The sequence below is a fragment of the Methanobacterium subterraneum genome (assembly GCF_002813695.1).
Lineage (GTDB): Archaea > Methanobacteriota > Methanobacteria > Methanobacteriales > Methanobacteriaceae > Methanobacterium > Methanobacterium subterraneum.
On sequence record NZ_CP017768.1, the window covers coordinates 685,355 to 702,737 of the forward strand.

General features: G+C 38.8%; 17 protein-coding genes. 10 read left to right on the forward strand and 7 right to left on the reverse strand.

Annotated elements, in window-relative coordinates:
- Positions 1–317 precede the first annotated feature (317 nt).
- Positions 318–1,784 carry an MFS transporter gene (locus BK009_RS03265; protein WP_257790626.1) on the forward strand — a complete coding sequence of 489 codons (1,467 nt, stop codon included), beginning with the start codon at positions 318–320 and terminating at the stop codon, positions 1,782–1,784.
- A gap of 323 nt (positions 1,785–2,107) precedes the next feature.
- Here BK009_RS03265 and BK009_RS03275 read toward each other — a convergent pair whose 3' ends face one another.
- Positions 2,108–2,548: an Hsp20/alpha crystallin family protein gene (locus tag BK009_RS03275; protein WP_100907760.1), complete on the reverse strand. Its 441-nt coding sequence runs from the start codon at positions 2,546–2,548 to the stop codon at positions 2,108–2,110.
- 1,120 nt (positions 2,549–3,668) lie between these two features.
- On the opposite strand from BK009_RS03275, the gene BK009_RS03280 reads away from it, so the two are divergent.
- Both BK009_RS03280 and BK009_RS03285 read left to right on the forward strand, forming a co-directional pair.
- Positions 3,669–4,445 carry a peptidoglycan-binding protein gene (locus BK009_RS03280; RefSeq protein ID WP_236951022.1) on the forward strand — a complete coding sequence of 259 codons (777 nt, stop codon included), beginning with the start codon at positions 3,669–3,671 and terminating at the stop codon, positions 4,443–4,445.
- A gap of 289 nt (positions 4,446–4,734) precedes the next feature.
- A complete protein-coding gene (locus BK009_RS03285) occupies positions 4,735–5,520 on the forward strand; it encodes an AIM24 family protein (RefSeq protein WP_100907762.1) in 786 nt (261 codons plus the stop codon).
- A 396-nt stretch (positions 5,521–5,916) separates the two neighbouring features.
- On the opposite strand, the gene BK009_RS03290 is transcribed toward BK009_RS03285, so the two are convergent.
- Positions 5,917–6,984 (reverse strand): nuclease-related domain-containing protein, encoded by a 1,068-nt coding sequence (locus tag BK009_RS03290; RefSeq protein ID WP_100909022.1) that lies wholly within the window; start codon positions 6,982–6,984, stop codon positions 5,917–5,919.
- Between the two features lie 320 nt (positions 6,985–7,304).
- Between BK009_RS03290 and BK009_RS03295 the strand changes: the two genes are divergently transcribed.
- Positions 7,305–7,952: a SatD family protein gene (locus BK009_RS03295; RefSeq protein ID WP_100909023.1), complete on the forward strand. Its 648-nt coding sequence runs from the start codon at positions 7,305–7,307 to the stop codon at positions 7,950–7,952.
- A 112-nt stretch (positions 7,953–8,064) separates the two neighbouring features.
- The gene (locus tag BK009_RS03300; RefSeq protein ID WP_100909024.1) at positions 8,065–8,415 is read left to right on the forward strand and encodes a hypothetical protein; all 351 of its coding nucleotides are present in this window, start codon (positions 8,065–8,067) and stop codon (positions 8,413–8,415) included.
- 254 nt (positions 8,416–8,669) lie between these two features.
- On the opposite strand, the gene BK009_RS03305 is transcribed toward BK009_RS03300, so the two are convergent.
- Positions 8,670–9,155, reverse strand: coding sequence for a TspO/MBR family protein (locus BK009_RS03305; RefSeq protein WP_100906327.1), 486 nt, complete (start codon positions 9,153–9,155; stop codon positions 8,670–8,672).
- A 392-nt stretch (positions 9,156–9,547) separates the two neighbouring features.
- On the opposite strand from BK009_RS03305, the gene gdhA reads away from it, so the two are divergent.
- Positions 9,548–10,882 carry an NADP-specific glutamate dehydrogenase gene (gene gdhA / locus BK009_RS03315; protein WP_100909025.1) on the forward strand — a complete coding sequence of 445 codons (1,335 nt, stop codon included), beginning with the start codon at positions 9,548–9,550 and terminating at the stop codon, positions 10,880–10,882.
- 49 nt (positions 10,883–10,931) lie between these two features.
- Here gdhA and BK009_RS03320 read toward each other — a convergent pair whose 3' ends face one another.
- The 3 genes from BK009_RS03320 to BK009_RS03330 all read right to left on the reverse strand — a co-directional run bounded on the left by BK009_RS03320 (position 10,932) and on the right by BK009_RS03330 (position 14,503).
- Positions 10,932–11,627 carry a methyltransferase family protein gene (locus BK009_RS03320; protein WP_100909026.1) on the reverse strand — a complete coding sequence of 232 codons (696 nt, stop codon included), beginning with the start codon at positions 11,625–11,627 and terminating at the stop codon, positions 10,932–10,934.
- Positions 11,628–11,726: 99 nt separating this feature from the next.
- Complete coding sequence (locus BK009_RS03325) at positions 11,727–13,493, reverse strand: helicase C-terminal domain-containing protein (protein WP_100909027.1); 1,767 nt, start codon at positions 13,491–13,493, stop codon at positions 11,727–11,729.
- A gap of 188 nt (positions 13,494–13,681) precedes the next feature.
- Complete coding sequence (locus BK009_RS03330; RefSeq protein WP_100909028.1) at positions 13,682–14,503, reverse strand: HEAT repeat domain-containing protein; 822 nt, start codon at positions 14,501–14,503, stop codon at positions 13,682–13,684.
- Positions 14,504–14,712: 209 nt separating this feature from the next.
- Here BK009_RS03330 and BK009_RS03335 point away from each other — a divergent pair, with 209 nt between their 5' ends.
- The 4 genes from BK009_RS03335 to BK009_RS12345 all read left to right on the forward strand — a co-directional run bounded on the left by BK009_RS03335 (position 14,713) and on the right by BK009_RS12345 (position 16,847).
- Complete coding sequence (locus tag BK009_RS03335) at positions 14,713–16,035, forward strand: ATP-binding protein (RefSeq protein ID WP_236951023.1); 1,323 nt, start codon at positions 14,713–14,715, stop codon at positions 16,033–16,035.
- A gap of 148 nt (positions 16,036–16,183) precedes the next feature.
- Positions 16,184–16,396 carry a hypothetical protein gene (locus tag BK009_RS03340; RefSeq protein ID WP_211290142.1) on the forward strand — a complete coding sequence of 71 codons (213 nt, stop codon included), beginning with the start codon at positions 16,184–16,186 and terminating at the stop codon, positions 16,394–16,396.
- Positions 16,386–16,508: a hypothetical protein gene (locus tag BK009_RS12775; RefSeq protein WP_257790623.1), complete on the forward strand. Its 123-nt coding sequence runs from the start codon at positions 16,386–16,388 to the stop codon at positions 16,506–16,508. Before BK009_RS03340 ends, BK009_RS12775 begins: the two co-directional genes overlap by 11 nt.
- Before the next feature lie 198 nt (positions 16,509–16,706).
- The gene (locus BK009_RS12345; protein ID WP_157809690.1) at positions 16,707–16,847 is read left to right on the forward strand and encodes a hypothetical protein; all 141 of its coding nucleotides are present in this window, start codon (positions 16,707–16,709) and stop codon (positions 16,845–16,847) included.
- On the opposite strand, the gene BK009_RS03345 is transcribed toward BK009_RS12345, so the two are convergent.
- Positions 16,844–17,293: a hypothetical protein gene (locus BK009_RS03345; protein ID WP_100909030.1), complete on the reverse strand. Its 450-nt coding sequence runs from the start codon at positions 17,291–17,293 to the stop codon at positions 16,844–16,846. The genes BK009_RS12345 and BK009_RS03345 overlap by 4 nt on opposite strands.
- Between the last annotated feature and the right edge of the window lie 90 nt (positions 17,294–17,383).

Consider the following 17,383-nt stretch of genomic DNA (forward strand, 5'->3'; position numbering starts at 1 on the left):
CCTCCTTTTTGGTGTAAATAATATAATCACCACCGATATTAAAGAATTGGTTAGAAACCTTTATAAGCGATTATTAACTTATCTATTAATGTACTAATAGTGTGTTATGAAGGTGTATTTTTAATTGAAATTAACCAGAAAATTTATTTCTAATACTAATAAAACGCAAGCCCAATTTTTGAATTATGTTAACAGGTTATTTTTAACTGTTAAAACTGAAATATTAAATGGACATAAGGGATTATCCAGAAATTATTCTTTAAATCCCCTTTCCAGGTCATGGTAATATTTCTGGTTTTGACAAAAAATGGCAGATCCTGCTAGCACTATCTCTGGGAACCATGATGGTTCCCATCAACGCCAGCATCATCAACGTATCCCTACCCACCATATCCACCTACTTTGGAGTGGGTCTTTCCACAGTACAATGGGTTTTAACTAGTTATCTTATCACCCTCCTGGGATTCGTCCTATTCTTCTCCCGATTCGGAGATTTTTATGGGCAGGAAAGAGTGTACCTGGCAGGGTTAGCCGGATTTGTGACCACATCCCTACTTTGTAGTCTATCACCATCCATTGAATGGTTGATCCTTTTCCGAGGATTGCAGGGACTGGCAGCCGCCATGATGATCAGTGTATCCATGGCCCTGGTTAGAAAGTCATTCCCCTCCCAGTACCTAGGCAGAGCCCTGGGAATATATGCAGTGGCCATCGCTGCTGGACTGGCACTGGGCCCAGCCATTGGAGGGATACTCTCCGGATTCCTGGGATGGAAATCAATCTTCCTGGTAAACCTGCCAGTGGGAATCCTGGACTTCATCTTCTGCTACATGATCCTTAAACGCAGTCAGAAAACCAGAGTAAAATGGGACATACCAGGAACAGTACTCCAGTTTATCTGTCTTTTTTTAACGGTATACACACTGAACATGGTGGAAGAGGCCAGTTACACCACCGCCATAATAACCGGAGTTATGGCTTTAATCACACTTGGACTCTTCATCTATCAGGAACTCCGTACTGAGAATCCGGTTTTGAATCTTAAACTATTTAAAAACAGGAAATTTAGTGCATTCAGCCTAAGCTTACACTTCAACTACATGTGCATGTACATGATGTTCTTTGCGGTTCCATTCTACCTTCAGAAAGTATTGCACCTTGATCAGGCCACCACTGGACTGGTTTTAACTGCCTCACCAGTGATAATGATGACTGTAGCACCCCTGAGTGGTATGGTGGCTGATAAATTCGGATCCCGGTTCCCAGCCTTCATGGGAGGAGTGGTCTCCACAGTAGCCCTCCTCTCAATGACCCAGTTAACCGTGGATTCAAATGCCTGGGACGTGTTTTTCCGCCTGGCCCTCCTGGGGCTAGGAGCAGCACTCTTCCAGTCCCCTACCAACAAGGCCCTCATGTCTGAGTTACCATCTGAAAATGCAGGTATGGCCTCTGGTATACTGGCCACCACCAGGAACCTGGGAATGGTCTTTGCAGTATGTTATGCAGGGTTACTCCTGCACAGTGCAATACCTGCCGAACTCATAGAATCCAGTGCACTCTACGGGGCAGACGCTGCTAATTTAACCAGTGGACTGCATCTGGTGGTTATCTTTGGAGCAATTCTCAGCATAGGCATGGCCATCTTATCCTTTACCGGACTTAAAAATAAGAAGGAATCCATTATTGAATACGAAAAGGTGGCTGTAGAGAAGACCATACAGGTGGAAAGGAAGGTTGTTGGTACCATCAGTAATTTAGTTATGGTAATGACTAAGCACCAATAGTGATTTGCTTATTTAATGAAAGCACTATTAGTAATTGGTTATTTGATGACTGAGCACATTAAATTAGGTAAAATTTTACATTTACCTGCAGAAATAATTCTAAATTTAATGGTACAGATATACTGGTTTAGTGTAAGTACAAATTTAACCTGGATTGTTGTTATAACCAGGTTTACTGAGAATACAGGTTCCTCGGGTTGAACTTGAATCTGGGTTTATTTAGTTATACTAGTTCATTCATTTATGAACTAAGTTTTTCAATGTCTAAGCCGGTGTTTCAAGGTGGGGTAAAAAATTAAAAAAAAAGAGAAATAATGTAGATATTATTCCACTTTAACCTCATAGGTTTCCTTTTTCTCCAGTTTTGGCATGGTTATGGTCAGGACTCCGTCTTTGAAGTGGGCAGTGACTTCGTTGATTTTAACCCTGGCTGGTAGTATGAGCGTCCGGGCAGCAGAAGTTACCCGTCTTTCCTTCCGGTGGTAGGTTGTTCCCTCTTCTTCCCTTTCTTCTTCAGTTTCCTCAGAGTGTTTAGCTCTAATCTCCAGGGTGTCCTCGGTGAGGTCGATCTTTATATCATCCCGTTTGAAACCAGGTAGATCAGTCTTTACCACTATTTCTTCCTTGGTTTCCTTGATATCAGCGGCAGGTTTAGCCGGTCCCCCGGTGTACTCGGCAATGGCATTGTCCAGATCCACCTGTCTTTCCTTAATGGTCTGGATCATGTCATTGAAGATAGTGTCTATCCCCTTTTTCTCTACCATAAAATAATCCCCCCATTAGTTTTGTAGATCCTCCATTCTTTCATAGATTTTAAAATACACCACAAAACAACCAATTAAAGTGGAAGATGGTGGTGATGATCAATTTTTAGAGGATATTTCTAAGTATATTTTATGTTGATAATTGTACTTATTTTTTCATATTACATCATTTTTGGGAATTTATCAAAAATATCAATGAAGTGAACAGGACTTATTCAAAGTAGGGAGAATTATGGAAACGGATCTATTACTAACCAGGAAGAGTTCCAGGAGCAAACCTGGGATATAAGTCCATGAATGAATATTCTGATATTGGCTGGGATCTTTACTGGTTTTGTTGAGGAGTAATCTACCCAGTTTTATTTAATCTCTGATTTACCCGGGTACGGACTACAGATGAAGGATATTTATTCAGTTTATGGGGATTCTGATAATCCTAAAATCCTTTGCTTTTGGACCCTGATATTGATATTGTTTCTATGGAACTGTGAAATATAAACTAGGATTGGGAGTTGGGTTGAAAATCTGAAGAAGAAACAATAATAAAGATGTATTTTTGGATTTTCTGGAATAAGTTCTAAATGAATGAAAAAAATAATAATTAATCAATAAGTGCTTAAATTCATTAAAAAAAATCAATTTAAAACGTTAAATTCAATTTAACATCTTTTTTGAAGGAAGACCCCATAATCTCTTAAATTCCATTAACCTTAATCATCACTTATTTTGATTAAAATGGTTGATTCAAAGTTATTTATAGGTAAAACACCTCATTCATTCCTTTTTAGGTTGTGTAAGGGAAGGTCTTGCACTGATATGTGTGAATCGAATATGCCTATTTAGGGTAAATGGGCTATTAAATGAGTTCATATACTTAAAATAGCAACGGAAGCAGCCCAACCTTATACAGTTAATTCAATACCTGTAAATCAGGTCTTAAATTTAAAAAAAGGACCTCTACGTTCCCTTTTTTGCCGTAAAATTCCATACCTTTATAAGAGATGTTGTTTCCAGTTAATGTAAGTCAAAGAAAGTCCATTAAAAAAATTCTAATTTTTTCGGGCGCGGAGGCGGTATAATTAATAGATATTCTAGCTATGCTATCCTATGTATGATAAGCATGGTTATCGCAGTAGTCCCTATTGTGGGAGCTGTAGATGGCCAAAATTCAAATTCAAATGATGGAATTAATTACGATGGTTTACAAATTGGAGTTACTGGTGCTGATGTAAAAGCAACAGAAAATGTGCTTCAGAACAATAAACCCTTCGGAGAGAACACTCCTAAAATTATTGGTAACAATACTACTAATAATTCCACTAACCAATCACAGATAATGGAACTTGGAGCCTCTGGTGACCAGGTTAAAAAAATCCAGCAATGGTTAACTGATTACGGATATTACTCTGGAGACATTGATGGTGAATTCGGTGCCAGCACTGATAAAGCTGTCAGGGATTTCCAGACAGAAGCCGGATTATTAGTTGACGGAGTTGTGGGTAAGGACACAGAAAAGGCTATGGAAACCTGGGACAAACAAGTAGCTGATGTTCAGGCTGCATCTGGTGAAGATACCAGTACTGCCAGTAAAGAAACCTCAAGCAGCTCAACAAGTCCAACATATTCCAAGAAAACCTATGCAACAGCTGTTCGAACTTACAGTAGCAAGGGTTACAGTGGTGATTGTTGGGATGTTAGTAATGCAATGTACAGTCAACTTACTTCCTCCGGTCAAAGAGCTCGGATTGTTCAGTACTCAAACAGATACTCATCCAACCACCGATCTGTAGAGGTCTGGAATGGTAATGGCTGGGTTGATGCTGACTACTCTGGCCAAGCATGGGTAGGTCAACCTACTGCTCATAGTAGCTCTGCAAAAGTGATAGCCGGTAGTTAAGCGTCACAACCTTAGAATTAAACCTATACCAACAGTTTAAACGTAACTGTTGGATCTTACATATTTTTTTTAAATTTAGTTTTATTTGGTATTTTCTGATCCTAATATTAACCACCATTTTCCCCTATCATTGGGTAACCTTTTCTAATTCCTGATATTTTTTTATATTGAGATATGTTTCATTTTACCATTAACCTTAAATCACCCTTTTTAATTTTTCCTTTTAGAATTATTATGGTAAAATATTAATATGCACTGGATTCACCTAAGACTAAGCAGGTGAAAAAATATGATAAAACACAATATAATCGGCAATGCCATGCAAATGCTTGTAACCGAACTATCCCCTGGTGATGAAGTCTACGGGGAGGCAGGTAAATTCCTGTGGAAAACCTCCAACGTGGATATGGACACCCGATTCGGGAGCCAGAAACACGAAGGGAAAAGCTTCCTGGATAAAGCCATAGGCACCGCCATTGATATGGGTAAAAGAACCCTGGCTGGTGAGAGTGTGGCCTTCGTCCATTTCACACCATTAGGTGGGGATGGAAAGGCATCCTTTGCCCAGATGATTCCTGGTGAGATACTGGCCATGGAACTGGATGGATCCAGGGAGATGTTTGTACAGTCTGATGGGTTATTAGCAGCTGAGAGTACCATTGACTTTGACATTGCCTTAACCAAACGTCTAGGTGCCGGTGCCTTTGGGGGTCAGGGATTCATTCTGGAAAGATTCTCGGATAAGGGTACTCTGTTCGTAGGTTCCTGTGGGAATTTCTTAGAGCTAAACCCTGCTGACTATGGAGGAACTCTACACGTGGATACCGGTTGCCTGGTGGCCTTTGAGGATTCAATTGATTACAACATAGAATTCATCGGTGGCCTGGACCAGAAGGGGCTTAAAAATATCATGTTTGGTGGTGAAGGAATATTCTTTGCTAAATTAACTGGAAATGGAAAGGTATGGATACAGTCCATGAATGTTTACTCCCTATCCAAAACCCTCTTTAAGTATTCCGGTCAAAGATCCGCAGAAGACCGCACTGATCTAGGTGGGCTTTTGAGTAATTTTTAGAACTTGGGTAATTTTTAGAACAAAAAGTAACTTTTAGGATAAATCTTTCATATTTTTTTTAAATTTGTCTGATGAATTTCATTTATTATCAACGTAATTTTAAGTTTAATTTTACCTGCACATCACTGGCTGGTTTACCCGTGCTGGTTCGTATGTTTTCACTGTATCTATAAATTCAAAACACCTATAATATAAATACCCAGGGCGTATCAGCCATCACAGTCATCGCGCAGAACATGGTGGAAGCAAAAACTATCAGAATGCCGGAAACAGGTAGAACCTTCACCTATCCTCCGGGGAATATTAGTGGTGATTGGCGGACTACTGTTGCCATCAAGGAGATAAACCTCCTCACACATTTTCCTTTTTTTACATGGTTATGGCGTTAAGGTAAAGCTACACACAGTATGGTTCCAGTTCCAGGGCTGCTCTTCTCAGTAAATCCATGTTGGTTTCTTTTTTACCATTCATTATGTACTCGGGGACTGTCTGGGGTATGAGAACCTTATAATTCCTGGGAGTTTCCAGTACCTGGAAATCCTGGCAGATGAAGGCCACCAGGCCCGTAATCCACGAACTATTGGTGGAGATCCCCTTATCCTGGAGAAAGTTAATGAGATCCAGGGTGTTCTTACGAACCTGGGTACCGGGGTTATTATCAATCACCATGGGAGCACCATTTTTGTAGTATAACCACTGGTTACCTTTTATACGGTACTTTCCAGAATAGTTCTTGGTTTCAATAACAAAGATACCGGTGGGGCCAATTACAATGTGGTCGATGTTCCCACCCTTACCGGGTAAATTCACATCTTGGTAGACGTAGTAGTCCTGGGGTAGGGTGTTAAGGTACTCAGCTACCATGTTTTCACCTTCCAATCCATTCTGCCAGCTGGAACCCTCAGCTTTACCATTCTCAATGAGGGAGTTACCATAAACTCCCAGGAATACTCCGACCAGGGTTAACAAGCCATAAAAGAGATTCAGGGTACTGAATATGGCGAATAATGATAGGATAAAAAGAATAACCCCGGCGTAAGTCAGTAGTTGTCCATGTTCCTGGATTTCAAAGTACTGTGAGGCCTTCTCCGGGGTGAAAGTGGTTGTGGTTTCCATGGTATGCTGGTGGTGTGCACTGGGTTCCTGGTCAATGGTGGTTCCAGGTTGTGGCAGCCTGGTAAACTCCACATGATCATCATAGCCTTTACCGTATTCCGGGTCATCATATTCATCAGGTTTACCATCACCTCCATGTTTTCCATTATCCGGATGAACAAATACTCCATCAGCTACATTTAAGGCTTCATAGAAAGATTCACCACCCACATCATCTGAGTATGAATCCTCCAGATTCATAAAATAAATCAGTTTCTCACCACATTCACAGTGGGTTAACTCCATTATTTCCTCTTCAGTCTCCACCTCGTAGTAGACATCACACTTATAGCAGACCAGGTATGGCATTTTTCACTCCAGTATAATGATGAAATTTAATTGGTTAATAATCCTGCTGGATTTTTTTAATTAATAAATTTTAGCATAATTCAAGTTATTGCTTTTTTCATTTAGAGGTTTAGTAAACACACCGGGTTACACATCACCTTTTTTTTATCTGAGAGTTTCATCCATGATTATTTTTGTATTAATACAACAAAAAGATTGAAGACTCTTTTTACTGGTTTAATATTAAGAAAATCTAAATTTATATATGTTAAAAAGATATTAAATTTTAATACACAACTAGAATTAAAGATCCATGGTGAATAAAGAGCTTAGTGGATATCATGTACATTGTTTTAACCGGTGATCTTAGATCATCCAAAAAAATGGAAGATCGGAACCTCTCCCAGGAGAAACTGAAAGGGGCAATAAACTATGTTAATTCCAGATTCAAGGATTATTTAATATCAGATTTCCGGATAACTGGTGGGGACAGTTTTCAGGGGATGATATATCAGCTTGACGTATTAGTTGACCTTTATTTTGCCCTTTACGGTCGGATTGGTAATCCATTTTACCTGGGGGTGGGTGTGGGGAGTATCTCCACCAGTCTGAGTGAATTTGTTCAGGAAATTGATGGGGAGGCATTTCATCTTTCAGCCGATGCCCTGCGCACTGCTAAAAAGAAGAAAAGATGGATTGTAATGGAAAGTCCTTCGGGTGATGATTTTGAAGTGGCCGAGTGCATCTTAAACCTACTATTTGATGTAGTGTGGTCCTGGACTGATAGGCGTGCTGATATTATACTTTACTACCGGGAGAATGGTGAAAACCCCCAGGCCATTGAACAGGCCTCCCAAAAATTCCAGACCGGCACCAGGAATATTTATAAGGCCCTAAAGGCTGGTAATTATTCCCTGTTCAAGTACGGTGAAGGTGTTTTGGATAAACAGTTAAAGAAACTACACCATAAAATAATTGATCCAGATTAGGTTCAAAATCATTATTGAACTGATTATGGTTCAAATTTGTTGTTGATCTGGATGGGGTTCACAATCCATAGTGAGAAAATCAGTGTAAAAAAATAAAGTTTGGCGGTAAGAAATGCTTTCAACACTACTTATTTTAGTTACGGGATACTTCCTGGTAACTATCATGGGGATTGCCATAAAAATATTCCTGAAACCCTACAGTTCCAGCATTGAAAGCAGTGGTATTAAAGGGGCTGGTGCCCTGATCGGTGTTTTTGAAAGAATCCTTGTTTTCACCTTTGTTCTCACGGACCAGTATGCCGCTATCTCCATTATCTTTGCGGCCAAGTCCATTGCCCGGTTCAGCGAGTTAAATGACCGGAACTTCGCAGAGTACTACCTCCTGGGAACCTTCACCAGCATCACCATGGCCCTGATAATAGGTATAATCTTCAAATTAGTCTTTGGTGATATTTCCTTTTAATGAGGGGCCGGGCACTACCTGATTCCAGGCAATCTTTAGACGTTCACTTTCTGAGATCCTTCCAGTTCAATCTCTGAGGGGAATATAGTGATAAGCCTAACACAATCACTTTAGTAAAAGACATTAAATTTTAAAATACAGTTTCGATGACTGAGAACTTGAATGAAATTGTAGTAGGAAATGTAACAGGCAATGATTATGGCGTTTCAGTAAAATTTTTCGGAAAAAAAAGAATTAGTTAAAAACGCATCCTATTAATTCAGAATGTAAATAGAGTAGTTCAAATAGGTAGCTATAGTCACCCATATAATGTAGGGTAAAAGAATCAGCCCAGCCCACTTGGAAATCCGGTAGAATACGATAATATTAGCGATTATAGCTAGCCACATCAATATTATGATCACCAGGCCGCCCAGGATGGAATGGAGTCCGAAGAATACCAGGGACCATAACAGGTTCAGTCCCAGCTGAACTGCAAAGACCACTATGGCGATTTTAGCCTCTTTAGTTTCCAGGCCTTTCCTCCATACCATGAAGAGGGACGTGCCTATCAGGATATAAAGAATAGTCCAGACCACTCCAAAAAGCCAGCCTGGTGGTGCCCAGCTTGGTTTAATAACATTAACATACCAAAGGGGAATTTGGGGATAAGTAGCTATACTACCAATACCACCTACAATAAAAACAATCAATAACGCTAGAGCCAGTTTCGGGATTTCATTTAGTTTAAAACCTTCCATTTTTATGCCCCCATAGTAATTAATTGTTTTTTCTAAATATTAAATTTGTTGTTGATACTATCTGGGACTTAACTAGCCATTATGGTTGGATAATGAATAATTCAAGCCTTCACATATCCAAAGCGATGACATCATTTGGTTCTGATGGTGGTATCGTCTCAACATCAGCCGATATGCTCATATTTATTGAAGCATTTTTTACGGGTAATTTATTCCCAACCGAATACATTAACAAATTGTATCAGAATTTAGTAAAGGTAAATTAAAATAAAAGGTATTAATAAAGGAAGAATAGACCCTAAAGATATGGATTTTCTGGCTAACGAAACCTTTAATATTTTATTAGAGGTGGAATATTGATGATTACCATCTGAAAATTAGGAGATGAGGGTATGACATACGTAGATGATGTATTAGAAGAGCTGAAGAGAAAAAATCCTTATGAACCAGAATTCATACAGACTGCAACTGAGATTTTAAGATGTCTTAATGTAGTGTTTGAAAGGCATCCTGAATTTCAGGAAGCAAAGATTTTAGAAAGATTTTTAGAACCTGAAAGAGTGGTGATGTTCCGGGTACCATGGGTTGATGATAATGGTGAAGTACAGGTGAATCGAGGTTTTCGTGTTCAGTTCAACAGTGCACTAGGCCCCTATAAGGGAGGGCTTCGTTTTCATGAGACGGTTAATTTATCGATTCTTAAATTATTAGGATTAGAACAAATTTTAAAAAACAGTCTAACCGGTATGTCAATTGGCGGTGCAAAGGGTGGAAGTGATTTCAATCCAAAAGGCAGATCCGATGCTGAGGTTATGAGATTCTGCCAGAGTTTCATGACTGAACTTAGAAATTTTATAGGGCCTGATGTTGATGTCCCTGCTGGGGATATTGGTGTGGGTTTAAGAGAAGTGGGGTACCTATTTGGGCAGTATAATAGAATTGCAAACAGACATACATGCGTATTAACTGGAAGTGGGATAGAATATGGAGGATCTCTTGTAAGAAGAGAAGCCACAGGTTATGGCCTTATTTATATATTAGAAGAAGCTTTAAGAGCAAGGGGAGAATTTTTGGAAGGTAAAAAGATAATAGTTTCTGGTTCGGGAAATGTGGCTATATATGCAGCGGAAAAGGCTATACAACTTGGAGCAACAGTTATTGCTATGTCTGACTCAAAGGGTTACATTTATGACGAAAATGGAATATCTATTCCATTTGTAAAACATATCAAAGAAGAAGAAAGAAAATGTATCTATGAATACTTAAATGATTTTCCTGATACCATTTATAAAGAAGGTAGTTATGGTCTTTGGAGTATAAAATGTGATATAGCTCTTCCCTGTGCTACTCAAAATGAGTTAGATGAAGATTCAGCAAGAAAACTTATAGATAATGGAGTTAAATATGTTGCAGAAGGAGCAAATAAGCCTTCAACTCCCGAAGCTACTAAATTATTCTTAAAATCTGGATTAATGTTCTTACCAGGAAAAGCAGCTAATGCTGGAGGAGTTACAACCAGTGTACTAGAAATGGCACAAAGAAGCTCAAATATGCACTGGTCATTTGATGAGGTTGATTCCCGATTAAAAAGAAACATGGTTGAAATATATAGAAATATTGATAAAATGGCCAAAGAATATGGATTTGAAGGCAACTATGTGGTTGGAGCTAATATTGCGGGATTTATTAAAGTTGCAAAGGCAATGATGGCTCAGGGAATTGTCTAATTGTTTCTTTAAATCATTCCATGGGGGTTTAATATATTTCATGGGGAAACTACCATATTCCAGGTAATATTTTGTATTTCACTTCCCGGGTGTACTCGGTGTATCCTTCCAGTTCATTCTGCAGGGTTTTATCTTCCATTTGTGTGCGGATGATAAGGAGTGCCAGGGATATCATTACTGGGATCAAACCCCAGAAGGAGCCCAGTATGAGTGGGGTGGCCACCGAGTAGATGAGACTCCCTAAATATCCGGGGTGTCTTACCCGGCGGTAGGGACCGTCTTTGCAGACGGTTTGACCCCGGTCCGTTTGGATGCGGACCACGGATGAAAAGTAGCGGTTAACCTGTTTAGCCCGTAAAAAGATAATCTGTCCAGTGATGAAGCCCAGGATGCCGATGATGATTACATAAAAAGGAACCTGAGGATACCAGTTGAAACGTCCCCCGTCCAGGGATGATATAACTAAAATAGCAATGAATATGGGCACTGAAACCTTTTGGAATATTTTATCCCAGTTTTTCACGTCACTGTCAGGTTTCAATCTCTCGTGGATTAACTCTGAGGACAGTAAAAGGTAGGACAATATGAGGAAAAGAATGCTCAACCCAACATAAGCCCATCCCTGCCAGTAATCCAGGCGACCTGCCGATATGAAGATTACTGCAATTATTAAGGCCAAGAACAAAATGGTTCGAATGATTATTTTTACGCTTACCTTTCCCACGGGTTTATCTGGGTTATTCATACTTTCAATCCTCTTATATATAAAAAAGATATTGATTATTAATTTAATTCAATTCATCAGATAAATCATTCACTAATTTTATGTATTTACTAAATATTTTCAGAAAATAGCTTCTTCAAAATATTCAGGGATGAAATATAAACATTTACGCCATCTCTCGCGCAGGACACCGTAAATATCCTGGTCCAAAATATAGGTGTTGCAGTAATCATCCTCGTTACGCATGCCACGACCATAAGCCTGGACTAAACTAGCCACAGTCTTATAGGCATACCAGTAGCCATCCCTCTTCATACGGGTCATGATCTGCTTATCACCCAGGTAGGGGAAGGGCATTTTATAGATAACCTGGAAACGGCACAGATCATCCGGGAAGTCAACCCCTTCATCCACACTGGGAGCCACCAGTACCAGTGGTTCCTCGGATTCTACGAATTTTCTGATGACCACCTCTCTTCTAGGGCTTCTTTTAAAATTACGTTGGGGACTGTAAATGATTACCCGTGGATCCTGGAGGTTTTCACTGATGTAGGTGGCTAACTTATGACTATGGGTATGGATCAAACCCTTATCTTCAGGGTGTTTATCCAGGATCTTTTTAAGGATGGGAATGGAGCGGGATTTGGTTTGGTCAATATATTTACTGGACATTCTACCAGTGGTTTCAAGATAGATAGGCCTATTTTCAATTTTAAAAGGGCTTTTAACCTGGATGTACAGGGCATCATCTGGGTTGATACCGTGCCATTTACAGAAGTGCTCCTTACTGAGGATGGTGGCACTCATCAGGAGACAGTAATCAGTATGGCCTAGTAGGTACCTTTGCACAAAGCGGCTGACCTCTACTGGTTTGAAGGTAACTGATTTTGCTTTCTGGTTGGCTTCAATCACCCACTCCGTGGGATGATCATCCAGTTCACTTTCCACCATTGATAACCGGTTAATAGCCCGGTGGACAGATTTACGCTTTTTTAATGGTACGTCAGGTACTTTGAGTATGGATTTGTAGGCATCATTATATTTGACGATATGTTTCCTCCAGAAATCCACGTCCTCAGTGAAGGCCTCCTCACTTAACTGGGGTATGGTATCCAGTTCATCTATCTCCCTTAATTTTTCCAAGTATTCCTCAAAATCCTTCTTCAAGATTTTATTGGATAGTTCCAGGCTTAACTGGTCCATGACCTGGTTTTCCATGTTATGTACCTCGTCAAAGACCGCCAGCACCCTTTCCCCGAAGTGGTCCATGTAATTCATTTCCGGGAAAAAGGAGGAGTAATTCATTAAGGTGATGGAGGATCGAACTGATCTGCCCTTCTGCAGCCAGTAATGGCAGGGGTCTTCGCTATTGAAGTACCATCGTTGGCCCCGCATGTCACTGAAGCAGATTAATTCTCCTTTACTGCTGATACCATGGTCACAGACAAGATCTGCGGTCTGGCAGAGACCATCATCACAGGTGGTGTCCTTGAATATCATGCCATCCATGCAGTTAAAGTTATTCCTGCCCTTTAAAACCTGGAATTTGAAGTCATTATGGTACTGGTCCTGGAGCTGTTTGGTGATGGTCACCAGGTATGCGGAGGAGAAGTAATTGGCTAATGTCACGGCAATGGCTGATTTACCTATCCCGGTACCGGCATCCAGGAGGATGTAATGGTAGCCATCTTCCAGTCCCTGGGCTATTTTCTGGAGGATGGTTTCCTGCTGGGGGCGGGGAGTCATCCAGGAAGGGAAGTTTTCTAAAAGAGCAGAATAGGTGTCCACGTTTTGATCTTTAACAAAAACACCCCTTCGACCACACTCCGGGCAGGTGATTAACCCTTTTTCGAGTTTTTCCTTACATTCTGGACATTGAAGTGGCATTTAGCTCTCCTTTAGATTATATTATTATGGTTAAGGGTTGAAGTTATTAATAAAAATTTCATTTTTCCAGGGTATTAAAACCGATTTATTAGTTTAGATTTAAAGATCGCTCTGGGAGGTGGTAACAGATATTATTGATGTTGGAGAGAGCTTAGTGAGGAAATATCAGTATTATTTTTGAATTTTATTTAAATATTTGAAGTTAATTTTTCTCTTATTTTTTTAATGGCATTTTGGGCGGAATCCTTGACGTAATAAACAGGATCCTGGCTGGTTTTTAAAAGGTAGGGTAAAGCCCTAACATCGCCAATCATTCCTAAAGATTTAGCTGCATATTGCCGGACCTGGTGTTTATCATCATCCAATAAAGAAATTAATGCATCCAAACCATTGGGATTCTTAATTTTCCCCAGTGCAGAAGCAGAAAGTCTTCTTACATTACCATTTGCGTCATGAACAGCCTCACATAAGTGGGGGATATAAGCAGGGTCTCGACTTTCACCCATTAAATAAGCTGCATGGGCTCTTTTTTCACCCCGAGTACTATGTTTAAGTTGATATACAATATCATTATTATTATTATTATTTTCTGATACTTTCACTTTCCCATGCACTTCATCAAAATATCCGGTAACTATAGTATCATCACTGTAAATGAATTTTCTACCACGCGGACTAAGTATCAATTTTGAATAATAGGAATACTTCCGGGATTCAAGAAATCTTTCTTTTTTCAAGGTTCTTATGAATCTTTTCAATCTTTTCCGGGAAAAATTAACTAAAATTCGGTAACTGGTGAGATTGGATAGATTATTATCCCTTACAAAACGAGCATTAGAGCCTTGAAGTACCTTTATTAAATTGGTTTCTGACACCGGGAAGGGAAGTTCATCTACACAGTAAAGAATGATCCGAGCGGTAACAGATTCATAGGAAACTATTAAATCATCGATAATTTCAACTTTAGATGGAATAATTGAGTTACTATCTTTATCAGGAAGATCATCCATTGATTCATAATACTCAAAAGTATTTCCACAGTCACATGTACCTAGTTCAACAGGTTTGTCAGGAGAATGTACCTCATAATAAAGATTGCAACGCTTACAGACAATAAATGGAAATTGGATCACCTCTTTTATGGTAGATAGAATAATATTATTAATAATATTATAATTAATATTACTTGTGGTGTAAAAAAATGGAAATTAGGGATATTATGAAAATAGATGAGGGGACCAAGGTAGAATTCAAGGAAGAAATGAATGATTCTGCCTATAAAACACTGGCTGCATTTGTGAACACTGAGGGAGGTCATCTCTTCCTGGGAATATCAGATGATAAAAAAATACGAGGAGTTAACTGCTCAGAACCGTTTTTCAGGGATCTTACTGATAAAATTGTAAATAATATTGGTGTGCATCCTCGAATAAATTGTTTGGATTATAATGGGAGGAAAGTTTTGGCCATAGAAGTTAAAAAAGGAAATCTAAGCTCTTATCGGGGTAAATATTATCAAAGAGTGGGAAGTACCACCCGTCTTATGCATGAGGAAGACTTGAAGAATTTATTTCTACTGAAAACTAACTGGGATTCAATGACTGGTGATTATGACCTGGATAAGATTGATGTAGAAACCGTTAATAAATTCTTTTCCATGGCAAGAAAAAGTGGTAGGCTAAAATCAGCCGAATGTTCGGATGATATTTCACTGACACTGGAGAAACTTAACTTAATCATAGATGGGAAATTAACCAACGCAGGGTATATTTTATTTAGTGAGGGTCCTCAGCAATTCTTTACCAATACAGTGGTAAGGGTGGGGAGATTCAAAGATGAAATAACAATCATTGGAGATCGTTTGATTGAAGGCAACCTTTTTAATCAAGTGGCTGAGGCTGAAGAGGCCATAAAAAATTTCATCAATGTTCGGTACGAGATAACTGGTGAAGAATTGATGCGTAATGATGTATGGGATTATCCTCTCCCTGCGATTCGAGAAATTTTACTTAACGCCATAGTACATCGCAATTATCATCTGCATAATATGCAGACTCAGATTCGTGTCTATGATGATCGTATATGGTTTCATAATGCAGGGGGACTTCCGGAAGGAATGAACATGGATCTTTTGAAAAGTTCCCATCGGTCTGTGGCTCGAAATCCCCTTATATCCAAGATATTCTACTTGGCTGGTTTAATTGAAGAATATGGGACCGGGATTAAACGTATTATTGATTCAATGAAAGAAGCAAATCTGGTTGAACCAGTTTTCAAAGAGGAAATGGGAGGATTCTCGGTTTATATTCGGAAAAATTTATATGATGAGAGTTATTTCCAGGAACAAGGTCTAAATAAAAGGCAAATTAGGATAATGATGTATGTGATGGATAAAGGCAGTATTAAAATTGAAGATTGCCATAAAATATCACCTGCTGTTGGTGAAAGGACACATCAAAGGGATTTGAACATTCTAATTGAAAGACAATTATTGATTAAAAGAGGGGGATCAAAAAATATCCTTTATGAAAGATCAATATGAACCGTATTATTCCCGACATTTTCCCGACATTTTCCCGACATTTTGTCGGGAAATTTTTAACCAATCACATAATAGATGATCAGATCAGGATAAGAATTGATACATAAGCTAATAAAATTACTTGTAACATCGATAGTGGGGTGTATATATGGGCATTATGGGAACCTGGCATATTTATGAAATGGAGTTGTGGGATGAGGATTATTTTAACACGGAAGTTCAGGCTTATATTGAGATAAACTCAAGCAACCGTGGATATTTTCATTTTGGTTTAGTATCGGGCCGTATTGATGGGGAAGTTATGTTTTATGCAGGTGGGGAGAGGTTCGAGTTTACCTGGGATGGAAATGATGAAATGTAACCCAGCTTCAGGTAGTGGTTGGGTTCGAATGAAAGAGGAAGATTTTTTGGAGGGAGAATTCAGAATTCATCTAGGGGATGATTCTACATTTTTAGCAAAAAGGGCAAAGTGATTCAAGTTTAAATCCGATTCAAAGGAAATCTAAAAATTTTTTATATGAAATATTTCCATACTACCTAGTAAACTTAAAAACTGGTACCTCGAAAAACATTAATAAAATATAAGTGCATTATAGTAACTGTTATTTCCTGCCATAGACACTATTACTCTGTGGACTAACATTATATGTTAAAAGACCATAAAGTTTAGTATGGATGCAGAAACCAAAAAGCTCAGGAAAGAATTAGGTCTAAAACATCGGATTAGACAAGATGATCTTATCCCTGAAGCCAGGGGTAAAACCGCTGCTGAGATTATACGAATCCAAAGGGAAAAGATGGATAAATCTTAAACCATATCAGCTGGATGTATTGTTTTTATTAAATCATTTAGTTTACTACTTTTCAGGATTTGTTCATCAATGGTTATGAATGCATTGCAATCATCGCCTAGGGCTTCTCTCAATAGTTTCGAATCGGGTATTCCTAATCTAGAATCTGCTTTTTTTATCTTTTCTATGCAGGATAGATAATAGGGTAACTTCAAAGTCACAAATCCTAAATTTAAATGATCAATTACACTATTTATATTTTGAAAAGCGCCAGTTCTTTTGATGTTATCATTTATATTTTCAAAAAGAGATAGGTAAAGCTCCCCCAGGACTAAAAGACTTATATTTCCCTGGTATATTTTGGGAACTCGTTTAAGATATCTTAAGCATTCCTTTTCATAATGATCTTCAAGAGCTACACTAGCAAAAATAGACGTATCAATGAAATGGGTGGCTTTCACTCTCATGAATTTCCTTCTTTCATCACTTAATCTTCGACTTATCCTTATAATATTACTTTTCTATATAAATATCATAATATATATTTGTCCCTAAAT